Here is a 14,875-nt window from a genome sequence, read left to right on the forward strand (position 1 = left end):
GGCATTCCGTCAAGCAACACCTGGGACGGAAACGTCAAGCATCAGGTGGGACCAGACAACGTGACCTGCCTACCAACTTGCCGTCCAGGTGTACCAGGGTCCGTCGATCTGTTTGAACTGCGGCGACTCCCAGGAGCCGTTACCAAGGTCGTCGTTCGGACCGGTGGGGAAGTAGCCCCAGCCCGAATCATCGAAGCCCATGCTGTCGCTGTAGAAGATGTAGCCGTCTTGCACCCCGACCGACTCGTTGATACGACATGAGCCGATCTTGTCGGGTGCGTCGACCCGATCGAATGCGTCCTGGTTGGTCGGTGGTGGCGGAAGCCTCGCCACCACCTGATCGAAGGCGGCACGGTCGAAGCAGCCCGTCCCCTTCGACCGCGGCAGCGGCTGCACGACGAGGAGCACCGCCGCCACAACGAGGCCGTCCACGGCCGCGATCCCGACGATCCACGACCAGCGCGCGACTCGCATTTCGCAGAGTCTGCCAGAGGCCGGGACAACGATTGGAGCCGGGAGATCGGTGCCAATTTGCACACGAAACGGCGGCGATTTAGTCGCGGCAGGCTGACTACTCCGAGGCTGCGAACGCGTTGCCGGAAAGACGAGCGAGTTCGGATTCCGCGAAAGTGTGATTCGGCGCTCGGAAGGAGGAGGGATTATTTGCGCGCGATTGGCTGCGAATAGGAGCCGCCGGCGCGTAGCCGGGGTCCTCCAGGGGTGCTTGTCGGGGTGGGGTGTCGGTGTCCATCACCTTAGTGGCGAGCAAAGCCTCTCAGCCGTCAGTCTGCGAGGCAGTCCCTGCTAGACAGGCCCGTCGTCGGCGCACCATGAACGGTACGACCACGACACCGACCGCCAGCGCAATCAGCGCAGCCGCCCACCACGGCAGCGCCGGTATGAGCAGCAGGACAAAGAACATGCCCGGCACGATGAACGAGGCGTCGGCCACCATGTGGTCGGCCGACCAGCGGCGCACCTGCGACATCGACACTGCCCCAATGCCGCATATCAGTCCATAAAACGCGAAGGCCAGCAGTCCGAAGACCGGACCCCGTAGGTGTGTCATCCCGCTACGCCGACAGCCGTGGGATAAACGCTTTGCTTGGTGCGGGGAGCATCCGCCATCGTGGCCGCCGTGTCAGACCTGCTCTGATCTCGCCCGGTGACCGGCGAGGCATGAATGCTTCCAGTGTTGGCGTACCTGCGGAACTCATCTGGCCTACTCCGATTCCACCTGAACGTGCGAGGCCCGGCGCGGCGGTTCGGGTTTGCGGACTCGGTGCCCATTTTGCAGACGAAACGAAGGCGGCTTGGTCGCGGCAGTCTGGCTACTCCGAGACGGAGAACGCTTTGACGGGCGAAAACGAGCAAAGACGAGCAAGTTCGACTTTCGAGAAAGTGTCACTCGGTGCTCGAAGTTTGAGGGATTATTGCGCGCTATGCGGCTGCGAATAGGAGCCGCGATCGCTTTTGAGGGGGTGTGGGTGGAGCGAAGCTCCCCCACTGGGGAGCGAGCGAAGCGAGCGCGACAACACGAGTTCGACAACGGCAAGCGGCCCCCGCCGCGAAGCAGGGGCCGCCGATTCGAACTCGTACGCCGCGTAGGACTTGAACCTACAACCCGCAGATTAAGAGTCTGCTGCTCTGCCAGTTGAGCTAGCGGCGCTGGCCGAACGGAGGTAACCCTAGCACGCACGCTCAGGCGTGCAAAAACGAGATACCCCCGTCCAGGGCGTGGCCTGGGTTACTCCTCGTCGTCCTCCCAGAAGAAGTCCGTCTCGGCGGTCTGGGCCGGGTCTTCGGCGAGCAGGTCCGAGTCCGGCGCGGCGAGCTCGTCCAGCTCGTCGTCCGGCTGGTCCCAGGTCACGCGCGAATTGGGCATCTCGGCTGTCATGGCACACCCCCGTGGGTACCGTGCGTGCTTCGGAACAACTGGCGACGGCGAGCTACCCCGCGCCCGCCGTCCTAACCGCGACCGGCCACGTCGACGCGCGCAGCACGAGGGTGGTCGGCATGAGGAGCTCCTCGGGGGTCCAGTCGCCGGCGGTCATGGCTCGGCGGAGCATGCCCGCGGCCAGGACGCCCTGCTCGAAGACGCGCTGGCGGACGGTCGTCAGGTCGAGCAGTGCGCTCAGCTCGTGGTCGTCGAAGCCGATGACCGATACGTGACGTCCGGTGCGGCGCAGTGCGCTCAGCGCTCCGAAGGCGAGCTCGTCGGACTCGGCGAAGACCGCGGTCGGCGGGTCCGGGAGGGTGAGCAGGCGACGCATGGCCTGTTCGCCGCCGTCCATGCCGTGCGGTACCGACATCACGAGGCTCTCGTCGATCGGGATTCCGGCGCCGGCAAGGGTTTCGGCGTACGCGCGCCGCCGTGCGTGGGCTACGGGCAGGAACATGCTCTGGTCGTTGTACGTGGAGATCATGCCGATGCGCCGGTGGCCCAGGGCGAGCAGGTGCTGCACCGCCGACGCCGCCGCCGCCACGTCGTCGATGCGCACGCAGCCGGCGCCGGGCACGTCGTGGCCTACGGCGACGATGGGCACGCCCAGGGACAGCAGGTCGGCGATCTCCGCGTCGGTGAACTGCATCGCGACGGTGAGCACGGCGTCGACCCGGCGGCGGAGTGGGAGGGCGCCGAAGAAGCGTTGCCGGGACGGGATGTCGCCGATGTTGTACAGCAGCAGGTCGAGCGAGTGCTCGCGCAGGACGGACTCGGCGCCGGCGACGATCTGGCCGAAGAACCAGCGCGACGCGTACGGCACGATCACGCCCACGGTGTGGGTCCGGCCGCTCGCCAGGCGTGAGGCGATCGGTGAGACGACATACGACAGCGACGCCGCGGCCTGCAGCACGCGGTCGCGCGTCTCGTCGGAGACGTTGGGCAGCCCGCGGAGGGTGCGCGACACCGTCGCGGTCGAGACCCCCGCGAGCCGGGCCACGTCTTCCATGCTGACGGGCGGTGGAACGTCAGCCACACGCGGAAGGCTAGGCAACGCGAGGTCCCACGGCAATATGTCCGCCGTGTTGCTAACTCGTTATCGATGAACTCGCGCGTAGGGCTCGACAAACAGACCTTGCAAACGCTTACATCCGAGGAACACAAGGCACACCCCAGCACACCGGGTACGCGGGCGAAGGTGTTGTTCGCCCAAGGACCAGGTATAGCCAAAGGAGGCTAACCATGGCCGTCCTCTCGAGGCGGCGTCGGGCGATCACGCTCGCCGGTGTGGCCGCGTTGGCCCTTGCCGCATCCGCCTGCGGCAGTTCCAGCGACTCCGGCTCCAGCAACGCCGACAAGCCCGAGTGCCAGCCGTACTCCCAGTACCGAGTCGACAAGACGAAGCACGTTTCGATCTACGCGACGATCCGCGACACCGAGGCCGAGAAGCTCGAGCAGTCGTGGAAGCAGTTCGAGGACTGCACCAATATCAAGATCGACTACGAGGGCTCCGGCGAGTTCGAGACCCAGATCAAGGTCCGCGCCGACGGTGGCCAGCCGCCGGACATCGCGGTCTTCCCGCAGCCGGGCCTGCTCGCCACGTTCGCCAAGAGTGGCCAGCTCAAGCAGCTCCCCGCGTCGGTGCAGGCCAACCTCGACAAGAACTGGTCGAAGGACTGGGCCAACTACGCGACCGTCGACGGCAAGGTCTACGGCGTGCCGCTGGGCGCCAACGTGAAGTCCCTGGTGTGGTATTCGCCCGGCCTGTTCAAGGAGAAGGGCTACGAGGTCCCGAAGACGTGGGACGAGATGATCGCCCTGTCCGACAAGATCGCGGCGAGCGGCATCCAGGCGTGGTGCGCCGGCATCGAGTCCGGTGACGCGACCGGCTGGCCGGCCACGGACTGGATCGAGGACATCGTCCTGCGCGACCAGGGTCCGGACGTCTACGACCAGTGGGTCAACCACAAGATCCCGTTCAACGACCCGAAGATCTTCTCGGCCGCCGAGCGTGCCGCGACGATCCTCAAGAACCCGAAGTACGTCGGCAACCCCAAGACGATCGTGACCACCTCGTTCCAGGAGGGTGGCCTGCCGGTCAAGGACAAGAAGTGCGGCATGCACCGCCAGGCCAACTTCTACTCCAACCAGTGGCCGAAGGGCACCAACGTGGGCCCGGACGGCGACGTCTACGCCTTCTACTTCCCGCCGGTGGACCCGTCCAAGGGCAAGCCGGTCCTGGTCGGCGGCGAGTTCGTCTCGGCGTTCTCGGACCGCGACGAGGTCGTCAAGGTGCAGACCTACCTCGCCTCGGGTGAGTGGGCCAACAGCAAGGCCAAGCTCGGCGACTGGATCTCCGCCAACAAGAGCCTCGACGTGAGCGCCGTGACCGGCACGATCGACAAGCTCTCGGTGCAGATCCTGCAGGACCCCGCCACCGTGGCGCGGTTCGACGGCTCGGACCAGATGCCCGCGCAGGTCGGCTCGAAGTCCTTCTGGACCGGCATGACCGACTGGATCAACGGCACCAAGGACACCAAGCAGACGCTGGACTACATCGAAAGCACCTGGCCGAAATAACCTGAACTGAGGTCCGGGTCCGGCGCCAGGCACCATCGGCGCCGGACCCGGCTGGTCGGAGGACACCCCATGGATTACGACTTCTCCGAGGACGTCGCCAAGATCTGGCCGGCGCTCATGTTCATGGCCGGGTTCATCGTGGTCGTCGGCGCGCTGCTGTTCGTGCTCGACATCCTGCCCCGGTGGGGGAGGGGCAAGGAACGGCTCCAGATGGCCGGCTTCCTGGGCCCGGCGCTGGTCCTGCTCGGCATCGGCCTGGTGTACCCGCTGGTTCGCACCGTGTACCTCTCGTTCTACGACGCGGGCGGCGACGCCTTCATCGGCTTCGACAACTACACGTGGATCTTCACCAACGACGACACGCTCACCATGCTGCGCAACACGGTGCTGTGGGTGGTGTGCGTCCCGCTCTTCGCCACAGGGTTCGGCCTGCTCTACGCCGTCCTGGTGGACAAGGCCCGCGGCGAGGGCATCGCCAAGTCCCTGATCTTCATGCCGATGGCCATCTCGCTCGTCGGCGCGTCGATCATCTGGAAGTTCATCTACGCATACCGCGACCCGGGCGTGGAGCAGATCGGCCTGCTCAACCAGATCCTGGTCTGGTTCGGCGGCGAGCCCCAGCAGTTCCTGAGCAACGAGCCGGGCAACACCTTCTACATGATCGTGATCCTGATCTGGATCCAGGCCGGGTTCGCGATGGTCATCCTCTCCGCCGCGATCAAGGCCATCCCGGCCGAGATCGTCGAGGCGGCCCGGCTCGACGGGGCCAACCCGTGGCAGATGTTCTGGCGCGTGACCATGCCCAGCATCCGCCCCGCCGTCGTCGTCGTGGTCGTGACCATCACGATCGCCACCCTGAAGGTCTTCGACATCGTCCGGACCATGACCGGTGGCCAGTTCAAGAGCAGCGTGCTCGCCGTGGAGATGTACAACCAGGCCTTCCGCTCCTACGACGACGGCAAGGGCTCGGCCCTCGCGGTCCTGCTGTTCCTGCTGGTCGTGCCGATCGTCATCTACCAGGCCCGGCAACTGCGGCACCGAACGGAGATCCGATGAGCAGCACTGACGCCGTCAGCACCGAAGCTGCTGACGTCCCCGAGGCCAGCCCGCTCTACCGCCCCGAGGGCGAGTCGATGGCCAGCCGGGTGCGCCGCAAGCTCACGTCCCGGGCCGCCAGCGTCGTGTCGATCATCATCGCGCTGCTCTGGACGATCCCGACCTTCGGCCTGTTCGTCTCGTCGCTGCGGCCCGAGAACGACATCAAGACCACGGGCTGGTGGACGTTCTTCAGTCACCCCAGCATGACCCTGGACAACTACAACGAGGTCGTCTTCGGCACCTCGGCCTCCTCGGGCCGGCTGGCCAGCTACTTCGTCAACTCGCTGGTCATCACCGTGCCGGCGGTGCTGTTCTCGGTCACGATGGCGGCGATGGCGGCCTACGCGCTGTCGTGGCTGAACTTCCGCGGCCGCGACTGGATCTTCATCGGTGTGTTCGCGCTGCAGATCGTCCCGCTGCAGATGGCGCTCATTCCGATGCTCCAGCTGGTCAAGGGGTACACCGATTGGGGCGGCGGCTTCTTTGCCGTGTGGTTCGCCCACACCTGCTTCGGTCTGCCGCTGGGCGTGTTCCTGCTGCACAACTTCATGTCCGAGCTGCCCAAGGACCTCTTCGAGGCCGCTCGGGTGGACGGCGCCGGCCCGGCGATGACGTTCCGGCGCATCGTGCTTCCGCTGGTCACGCCGGCTCTGGCCTCCCTCACGATCTTCCAGTTCCTGTGGATCTGGAATGATCTGCTGGTGGCACTGGTGTTCACCTCGGGTCAGGGCAACCGCCCGCTGACCGCCCGGCTCGCCGAGCTGGCCGGCACCCGGGGCAACGACTGGCAGCGGCTGACCTCCGGCGCGTTCGTGTCGATGATCATCCCGCTGATCGTGTTCCTGTCGCTGCAACGCTATTTCGTACGCGGCCTGCTGGCCGGTGGAGTCAAGGGGTGAGTTCGCTGCTCTGGTGGCGTGATGCCGTGATCTATCAGGTCTACCCGCGCTCGTTCGCCGACGCGGACGGCGACGGGATGGGTGACCTGCGCGGCATCACGTCGCGCCTCGACCACCTGGTCGAGCTGGGCGTCGACGCCCTCTGGATGTCGCCGTTCTACCCGTCTCCGCAGCACGACGCGGGCTACGACGTCGCGGACTACCGCGACGTCGACCCGCGCTTCGGCACCCTCGCCGACTTCGACGCGCTCATGGCCGCCGCCAAGGAGCGCGGCCTGCGCGTCATCGTCGACCTGGTGCCCAACCACACCTCCAGCGACCACGTGTGGTTCCACGAGGCGCTGGCCGCGAGCCCGGGCAGCCCCGCCCGCGACCGGTACCACTTCCGCAAGGGCCAGGGCGTCGACGGCGAGTTGCCGCCCAACGGCTGGCAGAGCGTCTTCGGCGGCCCGGCCTGGACGCGGGTGCCCGACGGCGAGTGGTACCTGCACCTGTTCGACACGAGCCAGCCCGACCTGAACTGGGACCTGCCCGAGGTGCGGGGCATGTTCGAGGACGTGCTGCGCTTCTGGCTCGACCGCGGCGTCGACGGCTTCCGCGTGGACGTGGCGCACGGCCTGGTCAAGGAGAGCGGCCTGCCCGACTGGACCGAGGCCCAGGTGCCGATCACCTCGCCCGGGGCCGAGCACCGCACGCCGCCGATGTGGGACCAGGACGGGGTGCACGAGGTGTACCGCGCTTGGCGGCGCATCCTCGACAGCTACCCCGGCGACCGCATCATGGTCGGCGAGGCCTGGGTCGCGCCGGCGGAGCGGCTCGCACGTTACGTCCGCCCCGACGAGATGCACCAGGCGTTCAACTTCAACTACCTGATGGCCCCGTGGACGGCCGCGAACCAGCGCGAGGCGATCGAGTCCAGCCTGGCCGGCGTCGAGCCGGTCGGCGCGATCTGCACCTGGGTGCTGTCCAACCACGACGTGGTGCGCCACGCGAGCCGGCTCGGCTTCGAGCCCGGGCACTCGACCCAGGGCGGCATCGGCATCGGCGACCTCCAGCCCGACGAGGCCCTCGGCCTGCGCCGCGCCCGGGCCGCCACCATGCTCATGCTCTCGCTGCCGGGCTCGGCGTACGTGTACCAGGGTGAGGAGCTCGGCCTCCCGGAGCACACCACCCTGCCGGACGAGGTGCGGCAGGACCCGACCTGGTTCCGCTCCCGGCACGAGGTCCGCGGCCGCGACGGCTGCCGGGTGCCGATCCCGTGGGTGGCGGACGCGCCGGCGTACGGCTTCGGCCCGAGCGGCGAGTCCTGGCTGCCGCAGCCGTCGGACTGGGCCCGCTTCGCCGCCGACCGTGAGCGCGGGGTGCCCGGGTCGACGCTGTCGCTGTACACCGAGGCCCTGCGCCTGCGCCGGACCCACGGGCTCGGGCGCGGTACCGTCGCCTGGAACGAGGCGGAGGGCGCCCTCGACTTCGTCAACGGCGCGGTCCGGGTGATCACGAACTTCGGCTCGGCCCCCGCCCCGCTCCCACCCGGAGAGGTGCTTCTCGCCAGCGGGGACCTGGCCGCGGACGGCAGCCTGCCGCCCGACACCACGGCCTGGCTGCGGGCGTGACAACGGCGGCTACCGTCGAAGTCATGAACGCTCTGATCGCGCTGTTCTACAGCTACCTCAGTCCGGCCGCCCTGGACGCTGTCGACACCGGGCTGGAGCTCGACCGCCGCCGCCGCAGCTATGGCGGCGGCGGCCTGATCGGCGGCTGCTGCTGCGCCGTGGTCGTGATCGTCGCGATCGTGGTGCTCCTGATCGTCAGGCGTCGGCGGCGCCCGCAGGCTTAGTTTCGCGCGCCGCCGACCGATGTTCTCGCTGGGGAGATTGTGATCCTCCGGGAAGGGAACCATTCGGTCATGGCGCGAGTCCTGCTCATCGACGACGACGCGGAGATCCGTGAGACCACCGCCATCCGCCTGCAGATCGGCGGCCATCACGTGATCTCCGCGGCGAGCCCGCAGGAGGCCTTGGACGTGGCCGAGGCTCAGCCCCACTTCGACGTGGCCGTGCTGGACCTGCACCTGCCGAAGGTGGACGGCGACGAACTGCTGGACCTGCTGCGCAGACACGCCGCGACGGCGGACCTGCCGGTGGTCTTCTACAGCGCGAACGCCCCGCACGCCACGTCCGTGCACGGGCTGTCCCTGGCGGACACGAGGCTGACCAAGGGCCGGTCCCTCAACAGCCTCCTCGCCACGATCAGCTGCCTGTCGAACTAGAAGCAAGATCAAGGGCATCCGGGCTCGGGTCCGCGTCAGCGGCGGACCGTTGCTCCCGCCAGACATCCCGGCCTCCGCGGTGCCAAGACCGCACCAGGCCCTCTTCCCGGATATGTCGGGCGCTCCGCGCCACGACATATCCGACATTTCGTATATGCGCGTGCTGTGATGATTAGGGGGCTCTGATGGGCATGTGCAGCGCGTGACCCATCATCCGTTGCGAGTGAGCGAAAGCCGAGTTTTCGCAGGTCATGCGGGGGTAGGCTTCCCACCGGGCGCGGCGCCGCGGCAGAGCGGCGACAGGGACGGGGCGCTATGGGGCACCGGAACACCGCGCCGACCGAAGGGGGTGTCCGCTTGATGCGGATCGATGTGCGGATCGCATGCGAAGCCTGGCTGAGGGAAGGGGACGGCCATGTGGCCGCCTGAGCACGAGCGGTTCGCGGACCGTACGGCCGCCGGACACATGCTCGGAGACGCCGTCGCGGAGCACCTGCGCGGACGGGCGACCACGACGGCGAAGCAGCCGCTGGTGCTGGCCCTGCCCAAGGGCGGCGTACCCGTGGCCGTGGCCGTGGCCGACGCCATCGGCGCCGAGTTCGACCTCGTGATCTCCCGCAAGATCGGCCTGCCCTGGCAGTCCGATCACGGGGTCGGGGCGATCGCCGAGAACGGGCCCGCCGTCTTCGATCTCAGTGCCGTGGCCGCGGTCGGCCTCAGCGTCAGCGACCTCTCGCCGGCCGTCCAGCGCGAGCGCGTGGAGCTGCGGCGGCGGCAGGAGCGCTACCGGGGCTCCCGTCCCGCGCCCGACGTCACCGGCCGCGTGGTCGTGGTCGTCGACGACGGGCTCGCGACGGGCGTGACGGCCCGGGCCGCCGTGCGCGCGCTCAAGGTCGGCAAGCCCGACCACCTGATCTTCGCCGCGCCCGTCTGCGCGGCCGAGTCGGTCGACCTGCTCGCCGCCGACGTCGACGCGGTCATCGACATCCACAGCCCACGCGAGTTCCACGCGCTGGGCCTGTACTACCACGATTTCGCCCCGCTGACGGACTCCCACGTCCTGCAGATGTGCACCCAGATGTGGAGCGAGAGCCGGATTCCCACGACGGTGTAGCAACGCCCTGCGCGATCCCGGTGCCGAGAACGAAGCGGCACCGGGATCGCGGTGTTTATAACGCCTGGGGTGGGTAGAGCATCACCCCATGAGGGCGGAAGACCTGCGAGCTCGCGTGGAGCGCAGGGGTGACGCCACGGTGGTACGCCTCGGCGGCGTGCTGGGCGTGGACAGCTCCCCGGCTCTGCGCTCGACGGTGCTCGCCTGCCTGGCCACCGAGCCGTCCGTGATCGTGCTCGACGTGGCCGACCTGCGCCACGACGACGACGTGGCGCTGACCGTGCTGCCGGCCCTCGCCCAGCACGCCGCCGCCTGGCCGGGCAGCGCCCTGACCCTGGCCGCGGCGAGTCCGCCGCTGGCCTCGGCCCTGGATCGCATGGCCGTGGCGAGGCGCATGCCGATGTACCCGACCGCCGACGCCGCCCTGGCCGCCCACGCGCTCCTGGCGCCACCGGTGCGCGACGCCGGCCCCGGGCCGGATCCCGCCAGGCGTCCGGGCGCCGCTCCCGGTCGCATCGGCGGCCACCCCGTCTACGCCGCCGCCCCGCTCGCGGCCGCCGTCGGCCGGACGGCCCGCGCGGCCGGCAAGGGCGCGGAGTCGGACGATCCGGTCGGCACCCGCGTGCGGGTCGCGCTCCCGCCGCTGCCGGACGCCACCGGGGCCGCCCGCCACATGGTGGGCCGGGCGTGCGTGCGCTGGGGCTTCGAGCGGGTGCGCGACGTCGCCGAGCTGGTGGTGACCGAACTGGTCAGCAACGTCCTGCGCCACGCCCGCACCGACATGGAGGTCGTCGCCGCGCGCGATCGTGGCCGCCTGCACATCTCGGTGCGCGACCACAACTGCGACCTGCCCCGCCTCGGCGGCCGTCCGCCCGCGCACGAGGACATGCACGCGCACGAGGACATGCACGCGCACGACGGCGCCGATGTGCAATCGCACGCCGACGGGGATGCGGGCCGGGTTGCGCATTCCTCCGCCGCGGGGGTTGCGCATTCGTGGGCGGGCGGGGATCGGCCTTCGCCCGTGCGGGAGAGCGTATGGCCGACGGGTGAAATGCTGCGCGAGGATGGGCGGGGGCTGCTCGTCATCAGCGCTCTCACGCGGTGCTGGGGCTGCATTCCCGTGCCCGGCGGAAAGGTGGTTTGGGCGACCGTCGCCAATTGAAAAGCTCACCCGCGAACTCATCCGGCGACGCTGAATTTGCGCCGGAAATGGTGTCTACAGTGATCCGGAAAGCAAATCCGCCTAAAGAGCAGGGGGAGTCTCCGCCATGGAGACAATGCCTACGGATTCGGTACTCGAACTGGACACCTGGCGGAATGGCGAGGACGAGATTCTGCGTCCGTCCGGGGTCCTCGACTATTCGGCGAGCGTCGGCCTGAGGGTCGCGCTCGCGCGGCGCCTCGACGAGGGCCAGCGCAGCCTCACCGTGGACCTGTCGCGGCTGCGGCTGCTCGACTGCGCCGCGGCGGACACGCTGCTGCGGGCGCAGACCGACGCCCAGGAGCGAGGTGGCGCGCTGCGCGCCCCGGGCGCGACGGACCTGGTGCTGGACGTCCTCGAGATCATCGGGGCGGCGAAGCAGCTGCGCGCGTACGACGACCCGCCGCCGGGTGCGCCGCCGGTCCCCGAGGCGGAAAAGTCCGACGACGCCGAGCCACCGAGCCAGTGGACCACCGTCAACGAGCTGCTGCGCCAGGCCGCGGCGCTGGACCGGTCCGACCCGCGGCGCGGCGCGCTGCGGGACCGGGCGGTCGCGCACAGCCTGCCGCTGGCCGACCGGCTGGCCCGGCGCTTCCACGGCATGGGGGAGTCGCCGGCCGACCTGAGCCAGGTGGCGGCGCTCGGGCTGATGAAGGCGATCGAGGGCTTCGACCCGGACTACGGCACCGACTTCGGCGGCTACGCGACGCCGACGATCGTGGGTGAGCTGAAACGGTACTTCCGAGACAAAGGCTGGGGCGTCCACGTTCCCCGTCGCCTGCAGGAGCTGCGCATCGAGATCAACCGCGTGCGCGACTCGCTCGGACAGCGCCTCGGCCGCTCGCCGACGCCCAAGGACGTCGCCGAGCACCTCGGGATCGACGAGGACCAGGTGCTCGAGGCGCTGGTGGCCTCGTCGGCGTACCGTCCGGTCTCGCTCTTCGCCCCGCTGGGCGGCGACGACGACGCGGGCACCCTGGCCGACGTGCTGGGAGACGACGACCGGGACATCGACGGCGTCGAGTTCCGCCAGGCCGTGAAGCCACTCATCGCCCGCCTGCCGGAGCGCGAGCGACGGATTTTGTCGCTGCGTTTCTACGGCAACCGCACCCAGGCCCAGATCGCGGCCGACCTGGGAATCTCCCAGATGCACGTGTCGCGCCTGCTGAGCCGCACCCTGGACGGCCTGCGCCGCGCTCTTCTGGACGGCTGAGCCTCCCGCCGCGCGGCGCACGTGTGACGGCCGACACACGTGAGACGGCTGATACGGGAGGCGAAAGGGTTGAGAAGATCGCGGCACGGGTAGTACGCCCCCCGGTTCGACGAAGGGGGAGCCGTGACAGACCTCCACACCGTGGAGTTCGCCGCCGTGCTGCGCCAGTTGACCGCCCGGCTCATCGCCAGCGACGATCTCGAAGAGGCGCTGGAGGACCTCGTGGAGACCGCCGCCGATCTGGTGGACGGGGCGGCCTGGTGCGCGGTCACGCTGGTTCGCTCGGGCGGGCCGTCCACCGCGGCGGCCTCGTCGGGGCTGCCGGAGGCGTTGCTCGACAGTCAGTACGACAGCGGCAGTGGTCCCTCGATGGAGGCGATCCGCTCTCGGGACATCACGCTCAGCGACGACCTGGCCGCCGAGGAGCGCTGGCCGCAGTGGCGCCCGCGGGCCCTCGAGGCGGGGGTGAAGGCGGTCCTCGCGGTGCCGGTCGACATCGACTCGCACGCGATCGGGGCGCTGACCGTCTACGCCTCCGAGCCCGGCCGGTTCACCGCCGACATCGGGCTCACCGCGATGCTCGTGGCCGAGCACGCCGGCCTGCTGCTGTCGGCCGTGCTCGACCGTGGCCGCCGCGCCGACCTGCAGGCCCAGCTCACCTCGGCGCTCACGGAGGCGCTCACCGACGGCGAGACGGTCAACCGCGCCGTGGGGATCATGATGGTCCAGCGCGCCTGCTCGGCCGAGGCCGCGCTCGACGTGCTGCGCGGCACCGCGGGCCGGCTCGGCCTGCCCCTGACGACGGTGGCGGAGCGCCTGGTGCAGACCGTCGAGCAGCGGGTGAGCTCCTAGAGCTCTGGCCGTCAGACCCTCAGCGTCCAGCTGTCGAGCGTCCCGGCGCCGCCCTTCGCGGTGTCCCGGACGCGCACCTTCCAGATGCCGTTGCGGTTGTACTTGCTGAGGTTCACCGTGTAGACGGCGTTGAGCCCGACGGCCTTGTCGCGCTTGTTCGCGCTCTTGAGCTTCTTCACCGAGCCGTTGGGCGCGATCAGCTCGACGGTCAGGTCGCCGCGCTTCGGGTACGCCACGTGGATCTCGACCTTCGAGGCCTTCGAGGCCTTGCCGCCGCAGTTGGCGACGGCCACGACCGAGAGCGCGGTGCCGCGGTCGCGCAGCACGACGTCGGTGCCGTTGGAGGCGACGTTGCACGGCTGGGCCGGGGCGGTGGTCACCGGAGTCGTCGTGACCGGCGTCGAGGTGACCGGGGCCGGGGTGACCGGGGCGCTCTCGGGCTGGGAGGCGACGTTCGTGATGGCGGCGGTGTCGAGCAGGCGGTTCGGGGAGCCGGAGCCCGCGTTCGTCACGATGCCGTTCGTCGCGTCGGCCACGAGGGCGTCGCGCACCTGGGACGGGGTCGCCGCCGGGTTGGCCGAGAGGTAGAGCGCGGCCGCGCCGGCCACGTGGGGCGTGGCCATCGAGGTGCCGCTCATGACCGCGGCGCCGGAGTCGGAGGCGTTGCTCGAGCTGGTGATGGACACGCCCGGGGCGAAGATGTCCAGGCAGGAGCCGTAGTTCGAGAACGACGCGCGGGTGTCGGTCTGGTCGGTCGCGCCGACCGTGATGGCCTCGGCGGTGCGGGCCGGGGACATCGTGCAGGCGTCGGTGTTCGCGTTGCCGGCCGCGACCGCGTAGGTGATGCCCGCCGCGATCGAGTTGCGCACGGCCTGGTCGACCGAGCCGTCCGCGTCGCCGCCGAGGCTCATGTTCACCACGGCCGGCTTCTGGGCGTTGGCGGTGATCCAGTCGATGCCCGCGATGATGCCGGAGTAGCTGCCGGAGCCGTCGCAGCCGAGGACGCGGACGGCGACGATCTTGACGTCCTTGGCCACGCCGTACGTGGTGCCGCCGACGGTGCCGGCGACGTGGGTGCCGTGGCCCTGGCAGTCGCTCGCGTCCGTGTCGTTGTCGACGAAGTCGTAGCCGGAGTGGGCGCGGCCGGCGAACTCCACGTGGGACAGGCGCACGCCGGTGTCGAGGATGTACGCGGTCACCTCGGAAGCGGTGTTCGCGTACGTGTACGTGCCGTCCAGCGGCCGGTACTGCTGGTCGATGCGGTCGAGGCCCCACGGGGCGCCCGACTGGCTGCCCTCGATGCTCACCGTCTTGTCCTGCTGCACGTAGTCGACGAGCGGGTTGGCCGCCAGCCGCTTCGCCGCCTTCTCCGACAGCTCCGCCGAGAAGCCCTTGAGCGTCTTGCTGAACGAGCGGCGCACCCGGCCGCCGAACTGGTCGGCGAGGCGGTTCGCGGCGGCCGCGGTGCCGTCGGCGGCCACGGAGTCCTTGAAGACCACGATGTACCGGTCCCGAATCGAGCCGGCCTCGTTCGCGCCGAGGATCGTGCCCTCGGGCGCGGCCAGCGCGGGCGTGCCGGCCCCGAGCAGCCCGGCGGTCGCGGCGGCCGCGATCAGGGACGTACGGAGGAACGCTCGCATGATGCCGGATCTCCAATCAGATGACGCCGAAGCAGTGCCGTTCCAGATTCGGCAGCCAGGGGTG

General features: G+C 69.5%; 15 protein-coding genes and 1 tRNA gene. 10 read left to right on the forward strand and 6 right to left on the reverse strand.

Annotated elements, in window-relative coordinates; all coding sequences use genetic code 11:
* Positions 1-69: 69 nt before the first annotated feature.
* The 5 genes from ABT369_RS37585 to ABT369_RS37605 all read right to left on the reverse strand — a co-directional run bounded on the left by ABT369_RS37585 (position 70) and on the right by ABT369_RS37605 (position 2,978).
* Entirely contained in the window at positions 70-474 is a 405-nt protein-coding gene (locus ABT369_RS37585) for a hypothetical protein (RefSeq protein ID WP_350619536.1), read from the reverse strand.
* A gap of 301 nt (positions 475-775) precedes the next feature.
* Entirely contained in the window at positions 776-988 is a 213-nt protein-coding gene (locus tag ABT369_RS37590) for a hypothetical protein (RefSeq protein ID WP_350619538.1), read from the reverse strand.
* Positions 989-1,596: 608 nt separating this feature from the next.
* A tRNA-Lys gene (locus tag ABT369_RS37595) sits at positions 1,597-1,669 on the reverse strand.
* 78 nt (positions 1,670-1,747) lie between these two features.
* Positions 1,748-1,870 carry a hypothetical protein gene (locus ABT369_RS37600; protein ID WP_350619540.1) on the reverse strand — a complete coding sequence of 41 codons (123 nt, stop codon included), beginning with the start codon at positions 1,868-1,870 and terminating at the stop codon, positions 1,748-1,750.
* Positions 1,871-1,949: 79 nt separating this feature from the next.
* On the reverse strand, positions 1,950-2,978 hold the full coding sequence (locus tag ABT369_RS37605; protein WP_502891869.1) for a LacI family DNA-binding transcriptional regulator: 1,029 nt from the start codon (positions 2,976-2,978) through the stop codon (positions 1,950-1,952).
* A gap of 206 nt (positions 2,979-3,184) precedes the next feature.
* Here ABT369_RS37605 and ABT369_RS37610 point away from each other — a divergent pair, with 206 nt between their 5' ends.
* The 10 genes from ABT369_RS37610 to ABT369_RS37655 all read left to right on the forward strand — a co-directional run bounded on the left by ABT369_RS37610 (position 3,185) and on the right by ABT369_RS37655 (position 13,171).
* Entirely contained in the window at positions 3,185-4,522 is a 1,338-nt protein-coding gene (locus ABT369_RS37610) for an ABC transporter substrate-binding protein (RefSeq protein ID WP_350619542.1), read from the forward strand.
* Positions 4,523-4,591: 69 nt separating this feature from the next.
* A complete protein-coding gene (locus tag ABT369_RS37615) occupies positions 4,592-5,578 on the forward strand; it encodes a carbohydrate ABC transporter permease (protein ID WP_350619544.1) in 987 nt (328 codons plus the stop codon).
* Between the two features lie 77 nt (positions 5,579-5,655).
* The gene (locus tag ABT369_RS37620) at positions 5,656-6,519 is read left to right on the forward strand and encodes a carbohydrate ABC transporter permease (RefSeq protein ID WP_350619645.1); all 864 of its coding nucleotides are present in this window, start codon (positions 5,656-5,658) and stop codon (positions 6,517-6,519) included.
* On the forward strand, positions 6,516-8,132 hold the full coding sequence (locus ABT369_RS37625) for a glycoside hydrolase family 13 protein (RefSeq protein WP_350619546.1): 1,617 nt from the start codon (positions 6,516-6,518) through the stop codon (positions 8,130-8,132). The genes ABT369_RS37620 and ABT369_RS37625 overlap by 4 nt, the downstream gene beginning before the upstream one ends.
* A gap of 23 nt (positions 8,133-8,155) precedes the next feature.
* Positions 8,156-8,356 carry a hypothetical protein gene (locus ABT369_RS37630; protein ID WP_350619548.1) on the forward strand — a complete coding sequence of 67 codons (201 nt, stop codon included), beginning with the start codon at positions 8,156-8,158 and terminating at the stop codon, positions 8,354-8,356.
* A gap of 69 nt (positions 8,357-8,425) precedes the next feature.
* Complete coding sequence (locus ABT369_RS37635; protein WP_350619550.1) at positions 8,426-8,788, forward strand: response regulator; 363 nt, start codon at positions 8,426-8,428, stop codon at positions 8,786-8,788.
* 415 nt (positions 8,789-9,203) lie between these two features.
* Entirely contained in the window at positions 9,204-9,902 is a 699-nt protein-coding gene (locus tag ABT369_RS37640; protein WP_350619552.1) for a phosphoribosyltransferase, read from the forward strand.
* Positions 9,903-9,990: 88 nt separating this feature from the next.
* On the forward strand, positions 9,991-11,067 hold the full coding sequence (locus ABT369_RS37645; protein ID WP_350619554.1) for an ATP-binding protein: 1,077 nt from the start codon (positions 9,991-9,993) through the stop codon (positions 11,065-11,067).
* Positions 11,068-11,173: 106 nt separating this feature from the next.
* Complete coding sequence (locus tag ABT369_RS37650; RefSeq protein WP_350619556.1) at positions 11,174-12,319, forward strand: SigB/SigF/SigG family RNA polymerase sigma factor; 1,146 nt, start codon at positions 11,174-11,176, stop codon at positions 12,317-12,319.
* Positions 12,320-12,442: 123 nt separating this feature from the next.
* Positions 12,443-13,171: a GAF and ANTAR domain-containing protein gene (locus ABT369_RS37655; RefSeq protein WP_350619558.1), complete on the forward strand. Its 729-nt coding sequence runs from the start codon at positions 12,443-12,445 to the stop codon at positions 13,169-13,171.
* Positions 13,172-13,182: 11 nt separating this feature from the next.
* Here ABT369_RS37655 and ABT369_RS37660 read toward each other — a convergent pair whose 3' ends face one another.
* Positions 13,183-14,811, reverse strand: coding sequence for a S8 family peptidase (locus ABT369_RS37660; RefSeq protein ID WP_350619560.1), 1,629 nt, complete (start codon positions 14,809-14,811; stop codon positions 13,183-13,185).
* Between the last annotated feature and the right edge of the window lie 64 nt (positions 14,812-14,875).

This window comes from Dactylosporangium sp. NPDC000244 (genome assembly GCF_040300725.1).
Classification (GTDB): Bacteria; Actinomycetota; Actinomycetes; order Mycobacteriales; family Micromonosporaceae; genus Dactylosporangium.

Bases quoted from the DNA above. Each gene is read 5' to 3' on its own strand.
- ABT369_RS37585 (WP_350619536.1), bottom strand. From the start codon at position 474: ATGCGAGTCGCGCGCTGGTCGTGGATCGTCGGGATCGCGGCCGTGGAC.
- ABT369_RS37590 (WP_350619538.1), bottom strand. From the start codon at position 988: ATGTCGCAGGTGCGCCGCTGGTCGGCCGACCACATGGTGGCCGACGCC.
- ABT369_RS37610 (WP_350619542.1), top strand. From the start codon at position 3,185: ATGGCCGTCCTCTCGAGGCGGCGTCGGGCGATCACGCTCGCCGGTGTG.
- ABT369_RS37615 (WP_350619544.1), top strand. From the start codon at position 4,592: ATGGATTACGACTTCTCCGAGGACGTCGCCAAGATCTGGCCGGCGCTC.
- ABT369_RS37620 (WP_350619645.1), top strand. From the start codon at position 5,656: ATGGCCAGCCGGGTGCGCCGCAAGCTCACGTCCCGGGCCGCCAGCGTC.
- ABT369_RS37630 (WP_350619548.1), top strand. From the start codon at position 8,156: ATGAACGCTCTGATCGCGCTGTTCTACAGCTACCTCAGTCCGGCCGCC.
- ABT369_RS37635 (WP_350619550.1), top strand. From the start codon at position 8,426: ATGGCGCGAGTCCTGCTCATCGACGACGACGCGGAGATCCGTGAGACC.
- ABT369_RS37640 (WP_350619552.1), top strand. From the start codon at position 9,204: ATGTGGCCGCCTGAGCACGAGCGGTTCGCGGACCGTACGGCCGCCGGA.
- ABT369_RS37645 (WP_350619554.1), top strand. From the start codon at position 9,991: ATGAGGGCGGAAGACCTGCGAGCTCGCGTGGAGCGCAGGGGTGACGCC.
- ABT369_RS37650 (WP_350619556.1), top strand. From the start codon at position 11,174: ATGGAGACAATGCCTACGGATTCGGTACTCGAACTGGACACCTGGCGG.
- ABT369_RS37660 (WP_350619560.1), bottom strand. From the start codon at position 14,811: ATGCGAGCGTTCCTCCGTACGTCCCTGATCGCGGCCGCCGCGACCGCC.